Below are 13,802 nucleotides of genomic sequence, written 5' to 3'. Positions count from 1 at the left end.
GTGCTGCCTCATCCCTGCCTGTTACGGGTCGTCCGCGACACCGGAGCGTGGTCACGGCAGGCAGCGGCGTAGGCGGCGAGCAGCGACGCCTGCGAGTTCCGCCAGGAGAGCGGCCCGCTGATCCGCTCCTGGCCGATCTTGCCCATCCGGGCCCGCTGCTCCGGGTCGTCCAGCAGCAGCGCGATGAGCCCGGCGAACTTCGCCTCGTCGTTCGCGGGCGCGTAGACGGCGGCGTCACCGGCGGAGACGCGCGCCTCCCGGAGGTCGAACGAGACGATGGGCCGGCTCATCGCCATGTACTCCAGGACCTTGTTCATGGTCGACACGTCGTTGAGCGGATTACGCGGGTCGGGGGAGAGGCACACGTCCGCGGTGGACAGGTAGCGCACCAGATCGGCGTCCGGAATGCGCCCGGTGAACTGCACCTGCTCCGAGAGCCCGAGCCGCCGGGACAGCTCCACCATCGCGTCGAAGGCGTCGCCGGCGCCGACGAACACCGCGTGCCAGTCGGTCCGCCCGAGCTCGTCGCGCAGCTTCGCCAGGGCCCGCAAGGCGTAGTCCACGCCGTCCTGAGGGCCCATGACGCCCAGGTAGCAGAGCAGATGAGACTTGCCGCGCTTCAACTCCGGTTCGGGCGGCACCGGTCGGAAACGGTCCGTCTCGGGCGCGCTGCGCACCACGAACACGTCCTCCGGCCGCCGGCCGCCCCGGCGCACCGCGACGTCCCGGTAGCTCTCGTTCGTGGCGAGCACGATGTCCGCGGCCCGGTACGTCAGCCGTTCCAGCGCGCACACGCCGCGGTAGAGCAGGTCCTCGCCGCGGTCGAACCGGGAGAGGTACAGCTCGGGTACCAGGTCGTGCTGGTCGAAGACGAACCGCGCGCCGCGCCTCTTCATCCACAGTGCCGGCAGGAACAGCAGGTCGGGCGGATTGCAGGCGTGGACCACGTCGACCGGGCCGACCTTCCGGGCCAGCCGGAGGGTGTGCCACAAGGCCGATCCGTACTCCCGCAGGTAGCCGGCCGGGCCTCCGGTGGCCGCGCGCAACGGGTAGCGGTGGATCCGCACCCCGTCGATCACCGCCTCCGGCTCCGTGTCCCGCTTGCTTCCCCGGGGGCAGATGACGTGCACCTCCCAGCCCGCGTCGCGCAGCGTCGTGCACTCCTGCCACACCCGCCGGTCGAACGGCACGGACAGGTTCTCCACCAGGATCAGCGCGCGCCGGTTCGTCCCGTCGCCGACGGTGGTCTCACTGAACGACGTGTCACCAGGCAAGGCCCACGTACCCCGTTTCGGCCCGGCGCGCCTCGGCGTCGGGAAGGCGGATGAGGTCGACGATCACCGGGCCGTCACCATGGGGCAGTGCCGAGATCACGGCCGGATCGCTGCTCCCGACGAGGCAGACCTCGGCGTGCTCCAGCACCTCGTCGACCGAGTCCGCGAGCAGCTGCGCGAGGTGCGGCAGCCGGGTCTCGATGTACTCGCGGTTCGCGCCGATCAGCCGGGACAGGCTCACGTTGGCGTCGTAGATCTTCAGGTCGTACCCCTTGCCGAAGAGCCTCTCCGCCAGCTCGACGAGCGGGCTCTCGCGGAGGTCGTCGGTGCCGGGTTTGAAGGACAGGCCGAACAGGCCCACCCGGCGTTTGCCGGTGCGCTCCACCAGGTCCACCGCGCGCTGCAGATGGTCGGAGTTGGAGGGCAGTACGTGGGCGAGGATGGGAACCGAGACGTCGGCCCGCTGCGCCGCGTGGACCAGGCTGCGCAGGTCCTTGGGCAGGCAGGAGCCTCCGAAGGCGAAGCCGGGCCGCAGATAGGCGGGGCTGATGTTCAGCTTGCGGTCGGCCAGGAACACGTCCATCACCTGGTGCGAGTCCACCCCGAGCGCCTGGCACACCGCGCCCAGCTCGTTCGCGAAGCCGATCTTGAGGCCGTGGAACGCGTTGTCCGCGTACTTGATCGCCTCGGCCGCCGGGACCGGAACCCGGAACACCTCGCCGGGCAGGCCCTCGTACAGCGCCGTCACGGCGTCGCCGCTCGCCGGGTCCAGCTCGCCGATGACGGTCTTCGGCGGGTCGAAGAAGTCCCGCACGCTGGTGCCCTCGCGCAGGAACTCCGGGTTGACCGCGACCCCGATGTCCACCCCGGCCGTGCCGCCGACGGACTTCTCCAGGATCGGCACCAGCAGGTTCAGGCAGGTGCCCGGGAGCATGGTGCTGCGGAACACGACGGTGTGCCGGCTTCCCTGCTCGGGCCCCTCGGCCAGCGCGGCGCCGATCTCCTCGGTGACCCGCTCCAAGTACGTGGTGCACAGGCTGCCGTTGGGCTCCGACGGGGTGCCCACACAGACCAGCGACACCTCACTGCTCATGATCGCTTCGCGGACGTCGCCGGTGGCGCGTAACGCCCCGGTCCGCACGACCTCGGCGATCAGCTCGCCGATCCGTTCCTCGACCACCGGGGCCTTGCCGTCGTTGACCAGGTCGACCTTCACCTGGTTCACGTCCACCCCGATGACCTCGTGGCCCATGCTGGCCAGACACGCGGCCGACACACAGCCCACGTAGCCGAGCCCGAAAACGCTGACTCTCATGACTCGTTCCTCCCCCCAGGCAGGCCCTGACGGCCTGCGATCCGCGCGCCGGCCCTACGGCGACGCCCGCGCATCAGTAAGCCCCCTGGCCGTGCAGCACCGCACGCAGCGTCTTCCACAAGATCACTGTGTCCAGGGCGAGCGACCAGTCCTCCACGTAGCGCAGGTCCAGCCGGACCGCCTCCTCCCACGACAGGTCGCTGCGTCCGCTGATCTGCCACAGGCCGGTGAGCCCGGGCTTGACCAGCAGCCGCCGCCGGATGTCCGGGCCGTACGCCGCGGACTCCTCAGGTAACGGAGGCCGCGGCCCGACGAGCGACATCGACCCGGTGAGCACGTTGAAAAGCTGCGGGAGCTCGTCGAGCGAGTACCGGCGCAGCACCGCTCCCACCCGGGTCACCCGCGGATCCCGGCGGACCTTGAAGAGCAGGCCGGCGCCCTCGTTGCGGTCGGCCAGCCCGGCACGTGCCCCGTGCGCCCCGGCGACCATGGTGCGGAACTTGAGAATGGTGAACTCGCGGCCGTCCTTGCCCACCCTGCGCTGGCGGTAGAACGCCCCGCCCCGGCTGTCCACCAGCACGAGCAGCGCGACGCACACCATCAGCGGCGCGAACAACATCAGCAGAAACGTTGCGCCTATCCGGTCGACGACCCCTTTGACCGCCCGGCGGCCCCCGGTGAAGGCTGGCATGCTGACCCGCAGCAACGGGATCCCGAGCACCGCGTCGATGTGCAGCCGCGGTCCGGCCACCTCCATCAGCACGGGGGCCACGACCATCTCGGCGTCGCTGCCTTCGAGGTTCCAGGCCAGCCGCTGCAGCCGGTCCGGTGACCAGTGCGGGTCCGGTGTGATCGCGACGACCCGGTAGCCGTCGCGGCGGACATGGCCCGCGACGTCCGCCAGCCGGCCGACGACCGGCACCCCGTCCAGCTGGTCACCGTCGGGCCCGAGCCCGTCCGTCGTGCAGACCGCGTCCACCCGCCAGCCGAGGTGCGGGAACTTGCGGGTCCGGGTGATCAGGTCGTGCACGGTGGCCGGGCTCCCGGCGGCGAGCACCGGTCTCAGACACCGGCCTTCCTTGCGCTGTTTGTGCAGCCAGAGGCGCAGCAGATACCGCGCGATCATGGTGACGAGCGCGATCGCGGGGATCGCGACGAAGATCCAGAGCTTGATGTTGCGCGAGGTGAGGGCGATGCCGCCGAGTGCGAGTACGACGGTCGCCGCGAACAGCGAGCGTCCGAGCCGGCGGAATTCCTCAGCGCCCTGGCCCAGTACGGCCGGCGCCCACGCCCGGCCCACCGCGAGCGCCCCCAGTACCAGCAGCTCGGTGCCGAATGCGAGGATTCCCCACTTCTCGTGCCAGTTGGCCGCGTCCCGCGCCCCGAAGAAGTTGCCGATCGCCGCCACCACGAAGGCGGTGGCCACGGTATCGGTGGTGATCACGGTACGGCGGTACCGCTGCTCCCAGTCGATCGCGGGCTGATCGATCGCCCCGTCCGCCAGCTGCCCGCGTGCTGACGGATACGGGCTGGCTAATCCCCCTTGCCGCACAGAACCCCCCAGGTCCCCAGTGGCTCGACGTGCTCGCCCGACACTGTTCCTCCCCTCCGGGAGGCCCCCGCCCCCGCGCCGTTCTCCCCCGGGGAGGCCCCCGCCCCCCTCGTCGTGCGCATGACATTCCAGCGCTCGCAGGGCTGCCTGAACAACCCACCCCGGCGGCAGTGGACTCGCCCGTCCCACCGGCTTTACGCAGCGCTGGACCTATTGATCATTAAGGGTCGCCTCGTGCCCGAACAGCTGAAGCACGGTCAATCTAGACCATCGGGGCCAGTATGGAGAGAGGGTGTGCAAATTGTGTTCAAGCTTTGAGGGCGGATGCATCGATCGGCGACCGCCGGTCGAACCCGGTACCGAGGAGGACTTCTGATGCGCAGCGTGACCTACTCGATGAGCGTGTCACTCGACGGCTACATCGTCGGACCGGACGGCGGCTTCGACTGGGGGCTCGACGAGGAGGTCTTTCGCTTCTGGATCGACGAGATCCGAGAGGTCGGCGTCCACCTGATGGGACGACGGCTGTACGAGACGATGCTGTACTGGGAGACCGCCGACCAGGACCCCTCGCTCGACGCCGCAGGGCACGAATGGGCCGCGCTCTGGAATCCGCTCCCCAAGGTGGTGTTCTCCACCACGCTGTCGACGGTGCGGGGCCACGCCCGCCTGGCCTCAGGCGGCGTGGCGGAGGAGATCGAGCGGCTGCGGGCCGAGCCGGGGGAGGGCGAGATCGCGATCGGCGGCGCGACTCTCGCCGCCGAGGCGGCCGGAGCGGGCCTGATCGACGAGTACCGGACCATGGTCTATCCGGTGCTGGTCGGCGGTGGCATCCCGTACTTTCCCCGGCACGAGCGCCGGGTGGATCTCGAACTCGTCGAGACCCGCAGCTTCGCTTCGAGAGTCGTCTACCTCCGCCACCGCGTGACGCGCTAGCCGGCCCGGCCGGCGCCAGGACGCGGCCGTCAGGCCCCGCGCAACCGCGCGATGACCGGCGCGAACACCTCCATGTACGGTTCCAGGACGGTCAGATACGTGAAGCCGTAGCGCTCGCGCCGGGCCAGGACCTGGGCGGTGATCTCATCCAGCGTGCCGACCAGGGTCACGGGAAGGTCCAGTACCTCATCCGCCGTCAGGCCCGGTACGCGGTCCAGCAACGGCTGGATGGCGGCCTCGCGGTCCTCGGTGCCGATCACCACCTGCACGAGCAGGTTCAGCTCGGCCGGTTCCGCGCGGCCCTCCGCGAACTTCAGATACCGCGCCACGCGCTCTTCGAGGTCGTCCGGGCTGATCGGCGTCAACTGCCCGGTGGTGCTGCCCGGCGCCGTGCGCGCACCGGTGAACGCCGCTATGTCGGCGTGCTCGGCGGCCAGCCGCAGCATCCGGTCGCCGTTCCCGCCGACCAGCAGCGGCACCCGCGGCCGCTGCGCCGCGCGCGGCTGGTGCTCCTCGGAGGCCAGCAGGCGCTCCAACTCCTCCACGGTGCGCCGCAGATGGTCCACCCGCTCGCCCGGCGAGCCGAACGGCAGCCCGGCCGACTCGTGCTCGTCCCGTGCGTAGCCGGTGCCGATCCCGAGTTCCAGGCGCCCGCCCGTCAGCGCGTCCGTCGTCGCCACCTCACGGGCCAGCAGCGCCGGGTTCCAGAAACCGGCGTTGAGCGTGAAGGTGCCGAGCCTCGGCCGCTCGGTCGCCTCGGCCGCCGCCACCAGCGCCGGGAAGGGCGCGGGCATGCCCAGATGGTCGGGGACGAGGATCACGTCGAAGCCGAGTTCCTCGGCCCGGCGGCACTTGGCGCGCCACTCCTCGCCAGGGGCGGCCGTGAGCATGTTGATTCCGAAACGGAACGGGCGCGGCATGAACTCTCCTCACCGAGCAGGGACTTGAGTGACTGCCGCGATTCCATCATTCGTGCGCGATGGCCGCCAGTACATTCATGCGGGATGCACGCAACGCCGGCAGCAGCGCCGCCACCACGCCCACCACCGCCGAGCCGATGACCACCGCGACGATCGTGCCCCACGGGATCGCGAGGGCCGTCATGCCCTGGAGCGCCAGCACCTGCTGCGTGCACACGCCCCACACCAGCCCCAGCGCCAGTCCCAGGACCGCGCCGAACACCGCGATGACCACCGACTCCAGCCGGATCATCCGCCGCAGCTGACGCCGGGCCAGCCCGATCGCCCGCAGCAGCCCGATCTCCCGGGTGCGTTCGACGACCGACAGGGCGAGGGTGTTGACCACGCCGAGCACCGCGATGATGATCGCCAGACCCAGCAGCGCGTACACCAGATACAGCAGGACGGCGATCTGGTCGTGCACCAGCTGCTTGTAGTCGGCCAGGTCCCGCACCTGCACCTGCGGATACGGATCCAGGGTCCGCTCCAGGTTCGCGCGCAGGTCGTCGTCGCTCGTGCCGGGGGCGGCGTTGACGTACAGCGCGGAGTCCTGCCCGCCCGGCGCGTACCGCTCCAGCGTGGCGAGGCCGAAGTAGAGCCCGCCCTGCGTGCCGAACCCCTCGGCGGAGTCCTGGTCGGTGAGGGCCCCGACCTTCAGCTCGGCCCTGCGGCCGCCCTGGAACTCCACCGGGACGGTGCTGCCCACCCGTACACCGTGGTCGCGCGCGAAGTCCCGGTCCATGGCCAGGCGCCCGGCCGCCAGCGCCGCCGCGGAGTCCCCCTGCGCGTACGTGATGTCGGCGACCTCGTCGAGCCGCGGATCGTAGCCCGCCGCGGTCGTCTCCACCCGGTCGCCGTCCGGCAGCCGCACCGCGACCGGCGTGAACCGCCCCCGCACGACCAGGCCCGCCCCCTCGGTGCCGCGCACCTCGTCGGTGACCTCCTGCGGGAACGGCAGGAAGTTGGTGTTCTGGATCACGAAGTCGGCGCCCAGCGTCTTGTCGATCTGCTGGTCGAACGACCTGGTCATCGAGGCGCTCGCCACCGACATCCCGCCCACCAGGGCGAGACCCACCATCAGGGCCGCCGCCGTGGCACCCGTACGGCGCGGATTGCGCAGGGCGTTGCGCTGGCTCATCCGGCCGATCGACCCGAACAGCGCGGGGAAGGCCGCACCGAGCACCCGGATCACCGGGCGCACCAGCAGCGGACCCGCGATCACGGTCGCGATGAGGGTCAGTACGACACCCAGCCCCAGCAGGGACGCCGCCGACGAGGTCTGCTCGGACGCCGCGCAGCCCGCCAGCGCCGCCGCCCCGGCCGCCCCGACCACCGCGCCCGCCACCGCGCGCACCCGCAGGGGCCTGCCCACCCCGGCGACCTCCGCGTCCGAGAGCGCGGCCATCGGCGAGACCCCCGCGGCCCGCCGCGCCGGAAGGTACGCGGCGACGAAGGTTACCCCGAGTCCGACGACGTACGCAGTCACGGGCGTCACCCAGCCGATGACCATCTCGCCGGCGTCGATGTTCATGCCGAGCAGGCCCATCAGCTCGATGAGCCCGGCCGCCAGCCCGATCCCGGCCGCGAGCCCCAGCGTGGAGCCGACCAGGCCGAGCAGGAGGGCCTCGACGAGGACCGAGCGGCGGACCTGGCGCCGGTCGGCGCCGAGCGCGCGCAGCAGCCCCAGCTCGCGGGTGCGCTGGGCGATGAGCATGGAGAAGGTGTTGACGATCAGGAACACCCCCACCAGCACGGCGATCCCGGCGAACCCGACCATCACGTACTTGATGACGTCGAGGAAGCCGCCCAACTGCTCGACGTCCGACTCGGCCTGCTCGCCGGCCGTCCGGAAGTCGTAGGTGTGCGCGCCCAGCGCGGCGGCCACCCGCTGCTTGAGCTGCGCGTCGCTGACGCCCTTCGCCGCGTCGACCGAGATGCTGGTGGCGCCCCCCGGGCTGCCCAGCAGCTTCGTCTGCGCGGTCCGGGTGTCGAAGAAGACCAGGGCGGCGCCGGGGTTGGTGGTGGTGAAGGTGACGATGCCGACGACCCGGACCTTGAACGAACCGGGCGGCGCGATCACGGTGAGGGTGTCACCGATGTGCACGTCCTTGCGGCCCGCGGTCTCCGAGTCGAGCAGCGCCTGGGCGGGGCCGCGGGGGGCGTGACCTGAGGTCAGCTCCACCGGGCTGCGCTCGGTCGGGTTCCAGGCGGTGCCGAGCGTGGGAGCCCCCGTGGTCGGGCCCACCGGCTCGTTCTTGTCGTCGGCGACCGTGAGGCCGTCCACGTCCACCTCGGCCCGCGCCGCCGCGACCCCGTCGACCTGCCGCACGCGTGCGGCCAGCGCGGCCGGCAGGGTGGCCGTCCGGCCGGAGGGCACGGCCTCGTCGAGGTCCTCCTTGGGGCTGACCGTGACATCGGCCGCGGTGGAGGCGAACAGCCGGTCGAACGTACGGCTGACCGTGTCCGAGAAGATCAGGCTGCCCGCGACGAACGCGACGGACAGCAGGACGGCGAGCGCGGAGAGCAGCAGCCGCCCCTTGTGTGCCAGGAAGCTTCTCAGGGTCGCCTTGAGCACGGGTCAGTTCTCCTCGGTGGATGGGGAGCCGTCGGGCCCCGCCGCGGGCGGGGTGTCCTCGAACCGGGTGCGGATCGTGTCGAACCGCTTCAGACGCTCCAGTACGGCCTCCGCCGTCGGCCGCGCCATCTCGTCCACGATCCGTCCGTCCCCGAGGAAGAGCACCAGGTCCGAGTGGGCGGCGGCGCCCGGGTCGTGGGTGACCATGACGACCGTCTGGCCCAGCTGGTCCACCGCCTCGCGCAGAAAGCCGAGCACCTCCAGACCGGCGCGCGAGTCGAGGTTGCCGGTCGGCTCGTCCGCGAAGATCAGCTCGGGCCGCGAGGCCAGGGCCCGCGCACAGGCCACGCGCTGCTGCTGGCCCCCGGAGAGCTGCGACGGCCGGTGCCTGAGCCGGTCCCGCAGGCCCAGGGTGTCGATGACCTGGTCCAGCCACTTCTCGTCGGGCTTCCTGCCCGCGATGTCCATGGGCAGGGTGATGTTCTCCAGCGCGTTCAGGGTCGGGATGAGGTTGAACGACTGGAACATGAACCCGATCCGGTCCCGGCGCAGCCGCGTCAGCTCGCGCTCCTTCAGCCCCGTGATCTCCGTGTCGCCGAGCCACACCTGGCCGGCCGAGACGGTGTCGAGCCCCGCCAGGCAGTGCATCAGCGTGGACTTCCCGGAGCCCGACGGCCCCATCACCGCGGTGAACCTGCCGCGCGCGACATCCACGTCCACCGAGTCCAGCGCGAGCACGGCCGTCTCGCCGGAGCCGTACGCCTTGGTCAGACCGCGGGCGCGGGCCGCGATCCCGTCGGCCGACGCGAGGCCGGGCGTGTGCTCCGCAGCAGGTGTGGACAAGGCCGCCTCCTCGGTGTGGATGTCCGGACTTCGTCGTCTTGCCCGAGGGTAATGTGACGCGGCCCACACTCGGTATCCTCCGCGAGTCGGAGTCCCGGCCTTGCCGGTGCTAGCACCCTCGCGCTAGCGTCGAGGTATGGCGAAGACCCAGCTGAACGTGCGAGTGGACGAGGGCACCGCCCGAGCCGCCCGCGAACGCGCCCTGGCCCGCGGCATGAGCGTCAACCGCTACATCGAAGAGCTGGTCAGACAGGACACCGGCGAGGTGGGCCACACCTTCGTGGAGGCCGCCGCCGACTTCATGAAGCAGTACGAGTCCGTCTTCGCCGATGAATTCGGCGTCGACCGTGAGGGCGCGCGCGAAGGTCGTCACTGATCCCTTGAACAACCTCGAGATCGATCTCGCCTGGCTGCTGATGCTCGCCGAGCACAAGACCCCCGGAGACCCCCAGGTCACCGACTGGGGAGCCCTCGTCGCCGCCGTCGCACGCCACCAGGCCGCCATATTCGACGTCCCCGTCTACGACAGCCCGCACGCCCGCGCCGCCGCGCTGCTCCAGCTGCTGATCCACGTCCCCGCGCTGGAGCGCTCCAACGCGCTGTTCGCCTCCGCCGTCGCCTACGCGTACCTCGTGGCCAGCGGCGCCAAGGTCGTCACCTCGCCCGAGCAGGTCCGCGACCTCGCCAAGCTGGTCAAGGGCGGCGAGGCATCAGTGCGGGACATCGAGCAGGAGCTGCGGCAGTGGAGCCTGTGACGGTGTGACTAGCCGCCGAGCGGGCGGAACGCGGTGCCCAGCACGCAGTACGAGGCGGGCAGCGTCGGCCCCTGCTCCGGCATCAGCACCTGCCGGTAGGGGCCTAGTTCGAAACCGGCGTCGCGCAGCGCCCGCACCGGCTCCCGCGACAGATGACAGCCGCCGTTCAGCGCCGGCCACACCGTCCGGTCCAGCGCGCGCTGGCTGAAGGTCATCACCCGGCCACCGCCCCGGCCGTGCTCGAAGAACCGCACCTCACCGCCCGGCCGCAGTACCCGCCGGAGCTCCCCGAGCGCCCGGGGCACGTCCCGCACGCTGCACAGCACCAGCGACACCACCGCCGCGTCGAAGCCCTCGCTCTTGACCGGCAGCGCCTCGGCCGCACCCGGCACCACGTCCACCGGCACCTCGGCGCGCAGGGCGGCCTCCACGGCCAGCTTCCGCAGCCGCCGCTCCGATTCGATGGCCACGACCTCCGAGACGGTGCCCGGGTAGTGCGCGAAGTTCAGCCCGTTGCCCGCGCCGATCTCGAGCACCCGCCCGGACAGCCCGTCGAGAAGTCTCCCGCGCACCCGGCCCATGCCCATCCGGGTTTCGGCGGCGACGCTGATCCGGGCGTAGTAGCGGGCGAACAGCGGATGGTGCACGGCATCCCGCGGCACCTTGCCGGAGCGGAGCGGCATGGGGGACCTCCCTGCTAGGCGGACCTACCGGGATTGTCCCCCGCGAGGTCCCGCCGCACCCCTGCCCCGGACAACGCGACCAGGGCCTGTCGTTCGGATCACGCCGCAGACGCGGGGTCCGGCACGCGCATCTGCCGCGTTGTCGTCGGTTGCCGATGCTCCGCATCGCCGCCCTCCTCCGCCTTGCAACCGCACGCACCAGACCCCGCTCACCGGCGATTACGAGGAACCGTCAGTTTCCTGCGACCTGATCCAAACGACAGGCCCTAGCCCAGACGGACCCGGCCGAGCACCGGAAGGTGGTCACTTGCGGTCGCGTCCAGGGCGGACACCTCCGTCACCTCGGCTCCTCTCCCCAGCACCTGGTCGATCCGCGCCACCGGAAAGGAAGCCGGCCAGCTGAACGCGAACCCCGAGGCAGGGGCGTCCAGTTGAGAGGTGAGCGGTCCTAGTCCTCGGTCCCGCACCGTGCCGTTGAGGTCGCCCACCAGCAGGAGCCGGCCGGCCGGGTCGTCCGCGATCCGGGCCCCGAGCAGTGCCGCGCTCTCGTCACGGGCCGCAGAGTCCAGACCCGTCGGGCCCAGCCGGACGGACGGCAGATGGACCACGTACACCGCGACCTTCCCGCCGGGCGTGGACAGCGTGGCCCGCAGCCCGCGCTGCCAGCTCTCCGGGAAGCCCTCGGGCCGGATGTCCACGGGCCGCACGTCCGACAGGGGCCAGGCCGACCACAGACCCACCGTGCCGTACACCGCCCGGTGCGGCCGGGAGGCGCCCAGGACGTCCTGGTAGGCGGGCCGTGCGGCAGGTGTCAGTTCCTCGACGGCCACCAGCTGCGCACCCGTGGCGAGCAGGGCCCGTGCGGTGCCGGAGCGGTCCGCGTTGTCATCGGCCACGTTGTGCTGGACCACCGTCAGGTCGTACGACTTCGTGGGCGAGGAGAACCACAGCCCGCCGAACATCCAGAACCAGACGGCCACCGGGGCCAGACAGGCGAGCAGCCCCGCCTTCGACCGCTTGAGCGCGGCGAGACAGCCCAGCAGAGGCACGGCCAGGCCCAGCCACGGCAGGAATGTCTCCAGGAGGCTTCCGGCCCGCCCGACCCCGTTGGGCACGGCGGAGTGCAGGGCCAGCAGGCCGGTGACGCCGACGGCGCCCGCGACGAGCCAGGCGTCCCACGACCGCAGACCCCTCACCCGCACACCTAGCCGAGTTCCGACGCCAGCACCGCGGCGGCCCCGGCGACCAGCGGGTTGTCGGCCGGGGCGTCCTCCTCCGGCTGGGTGGTCAGGACGGACATCACGATCGGTGGACCGTCCGGCGGCCAGGTGATGCCCACATCGTTGTTGCCGCCGTACCGTCCTCCGCCGGTCTTGTCGGCGACCAGCCAGTCCGCGGGCAGCGCCTTGCGGAACTTCTCGCCGCTCGTGGTGTTGCGGAGCAGCCAGTCCGTGAGCCGTGCGCGGTCCCGGGGTTCCAGAGCGTCGCCGAGCACCAGACGGGCGTAGGTCAGGCCGATGGCGCGCGGGGACGTCGTGTCGGTCACTCGCCACGGTTCCGCGCTGTTGAGCTCGGGCTCCCAGCGGTCCAGCCGGGTGACCCGGTCACCGACCGAGCGGCAGAAGCGCGTGACGGCGGCCGGCCCGCCCAGCTCCACGAGCAGCAGATTGCCCGCGGTGTTGTCGCTGAAGCGGATGGTGGCATCGCAGAGTTCGCCGACGGTCATGCCGGTCGCCACGTTTTCCTTGGTTATGGGGGAGTACCCCGACTTCGTGACGTAGTCCTGGGTGTAGTGGATCCGCTTGGCCAGGAACTCGCCGTCGCGGTCGAGGTCGCGCAGGACGGCCGCTGCCGCCAGCGTCTTGAACACCGAGGCCATCGGGAAGCGTTCGTCCGCCCGGTAGGCCACGGTTCGTCCCGTGCGCAGATTGCGGGCGTAGACGCCCAGCCGTGCGGTGTGCTTCTGCTCGAGCTCCCTCAGCCGTGCGGTGACACCGCCCGTAGCGGGTGACGCGTGGGCCGTGCCGCCCAGCGAGAGAGCGGCGGCCGTGCCCACGGCGAGGGCGGTGCGGCGGGACAGACGTGAGTGTGTCGCGTGCAAGGCGTTCCCTCCAGGGGTGATCACGTACGTAGTTCAACACGCGATCACGCCCGCGCCGGTTTCATCGCGCGCCCGCCCGGACTCAGGACGCCCGGGGCGCCTCCCTCACCTGGAACGCCTCCGCGTCCCACGTACCGTCCAGACGAGGCGCCAGCCAGTGCGGCGCGGCCGACCGGAAGGCGGCGGGGGAGAGGGCCCCGGCCCCGGCGGGCACGGAGCCCAGCAGCGGCGCTCCTGCCACGTCCGGCAGGTCCTCGAGATTGCAGCGCGCGGCGAGATCCGGAGCCGCGGGCCAGCTCCCGATCACGATCCCGGCCAGGTCCAGCCCACGGGAGCGCAGTTCACGCGCCGTCAGCTCCGTCGTGTTCAACGTGCCGAGCCCCGCCGGAGCCACGACCAGCACCGGCGCCGACAGCAGCCGGGCCGCGTCCGCCAGGGTGCCGCCGGCCGCGTCGAACCGTACGAGCAGTCCGCCCGCCCCCTCGACCAGCACCAGGTCGTGCTCGGTGGCCAGCTTGGCGGCGGCTTCCGCGACCTCCTGCGGGTGCACCGGGGCGCGACCGGCCCGGCGGGCGGCCGTGGCCGGCGCCAAGGGCTCGGGATACCGGGCGAGTTCGGCCGTCGTCACGGCGCCCGCGAGCCGCGCGACCTCGGCGGCGTCCCCCGGCTCGTCCGGCCGTACGCCCGTCTGGGCGGCCTTCAGCACGGCCACCGAACGGCCGGCCGCCCTCGCCGCCGCGGCGACGGCCGCGGTCACGACCGTCTTGCCGACCTCCGTGCCCGTGCCCGTGATCACCAGTACCGGCATG

The 13,802-nt window shown here is 71.7% G+C and carries 13 protein-coding genes; 3 read left to right on the top strand and 10 right to left on the bottom strand.

Annotated elements, in window-relative coordinates; translation table 11 throughout:
- Positions 1-8 precede the first annotated feature (8 nt).
- From ACQEV8_RS06775 to ACQEV8_RS06765, 3 genes are all read right to left on the bottom strand, one after another.
- On the bottom strand, positions 9-1,274 hold the full coding sequence (locus tag ACQEV8_RS06775; protein ID WP_432958185.1) for a glycosyltransferase family 4 protein: 1,266 nt from the start codon (positions 1,272-1,274) through the stop codon (positions 9-11).
- Positions 1,264-2,589 carry a nucleotide sugar dehydrogenase gene (locus tag ACQEV8_RS06770; RefSeq protein ID WP_432958184.1) on the bottom strand — a complete coding sequence of 442 codons (1,326 nt, stop codon included), beginning with the start codon at positions 2,587-2,589 and terminating at the stop codon, positions 1,264-1,266. Before ACQEV8_RS06770 ends, ACQEV8_RS06775 begins: the two co-directional genes overlap by 11 nt.
- A gap of 73 nt (positions 2,590-2,662) precedes the next feature.
- On the bottom strand, positions 2,663-4,141 hold the full coding sequence (locus ACQEV8_RS06765; protein ID WP_432958182.1) for a sugar transferase: 1,479 nt from the start codon (positions 4,139-4,141) through the stop codon (positions 2,663-2,665).
- Between the two features lie 375 nt (positions 4,142-4,516).
- Here ACQEV8_RS06765 and ACQEV8_RS06760 point away from each other — a divergent pair, with 375 nt between their 5' ends.
- Entirely contained in the window at positions 4,517-5,077 is a 561-nt protein-coding gene (locus ACQEV8_RS06760) for a dihydrofolate reductase family protein (protein ID WP_432958180.1), read from the top strand.
- A 29-nt stretch (positions 5,078-5,106) separates the two neighbouring features.
- On the opposite strand, the gene ACQEV8_RS06755 is transcribed toward ACQEV8_RS06760, so the two are convergent.
- The 3 genes from ACQEV8_RS06755 to ACQEV8_RS06745 are packed head-to-tail and all read right to left on the bottom strand — an operon-like array spanning position 5,107 to position 9,454.
- A complete protein-coding gene (locus ACQEV8_RS06755; RefSeq protein ID WP_432958178.1) occupies positions 5,107-5,997 on the bottom strand; it encodes an LLM class F420-dependent oxidoreductase in 891 nt (296 codons plus the stop codon).
- 46 nt (positions 5,998-6,043) lie between these two features.
- Positions 6,044-8,611 (bottom strand): ABC transporter permease, encoded by a 2,568-nt coding sequence (locus tag ACQEV8_RS06750; protein WP_432958176.1) that lies wholly within the window; start codon positions 8,609-8,611, stop codon positions 6,044-6,046.
- Between the two features lie 3 nt (positions 8,612-8,614).
- The gene (locus ACQEV8_RS06745; protein ID WP_432958174.1) at positions 8,615-9,454 is read right to left on the bottom strand and encodes an ABC transporter ATP-binding protein; all 840 of its coding nucleotides are present in this window, start codon (positions 9,452-9,454) and stop codon (positions 8,615-8,617) included.
- Between the two features lie 136 nt (positions 9,455-9,590).
- Between ACQEV8_RS06745 and ACQEV8_RS06740 the strand changes: the two genes are divergently transcribed.
- Positions 9,591-9,830, top strand: a complete 240-nt coding sequence (locus tag ACQEV8_RS06740; RefSeq protein WP_423569803.1) for a toxin-antitoxin system HicB family antitoxin — start codon at positions 9,591-9,593, stop codon at positions 9,828-9,830.
- A gap of 4 nt (positions 9,831-9,834) precedes the next feature.
- Positions 9,835-10,209 (top strand): fic family toxin-antitoxin system, toxin component, encoded by a 375-nt coding sequence (locus tag ACQEV8_RS06735; protein WP_382587725.1) that lies wholly within the window; start codon positions 9,835-9,837, stop codon positions 10,207-10,209.
- 8 nt (positions 10,210-10,217) lie between these two features.
- Here ACQEV8_RS06735 and ACQEV8_RS06730 read toward each other — a convergent pair whose 3' ends face one another.
- The 4 genes from ACQEV8_RS06730 to bioD form a co-directional block, all read right to left on the bottom strand.
- The gene (locus ACQEV8_RS06730; protein ID WP_432958172.1) at positions 10,218-10,892 is read right to left on the bottom strand and encodes a class I SAM-dependent methyltransferase; all 675 of its coding nucleotides are present in this window, start codon (positions 10,890-10,892) and stop codon (positions 10,218-10,220) included.
- A 266-nt stretch (positions 10,893-11,158) separates the two neighbouring features.
- Entirely contained in the window at positions 11,159-12,088 is a 930-nt protein-coding gene (locus ACQEV8_RS06725; protein WP_432958170.1) for an endonuclease/exonuclease/phosphatase family protein, read from the bottom strand.
- Positions 12,089-12,096: 8 nt separating this feature from the next.
- Complete coding sequence (bla, locus tag ACQEV8_RS06720; protein ID WP_432958168.1) at positions 12,097-12,993, bottom strand: class A beta-lactamase; 897 nt, start codon at positions 12,991-12,993, stop codon at positions 12,097-12,099.
- Between the two features lie 82 nt (positions 12,994-13,075).
- Positions 13,076-13,801 carry a dethiobiotin synthase gene (gene bioD, locus ACQEV8_RS06715; RefSeq protein ID WP_432958166.1) on the bottom strand — a complete coding sequence of 242 codons (726 nt, stop codon included), beginning with the start codon at positions 13,799-13,801 and terminating at the stop codon, positions 13,076-13,078.
- Between the last annotated feature and the right edge of the window lies 1 nt (position 13,802).

Source organism: Streptomyces sp. CA-179760, from assembly GCF_050937045.1.
GTDB lineage: Bacteria > Actinomycetota > Actinomycetes > Streptomycetales > Streptomycetaceae > Streptomyces.
The sequence above is the reverse complement of the archived record's forward strand: the minus strand, read 5'-3'. Positions and strand labels throughout refer to the sequence as shown.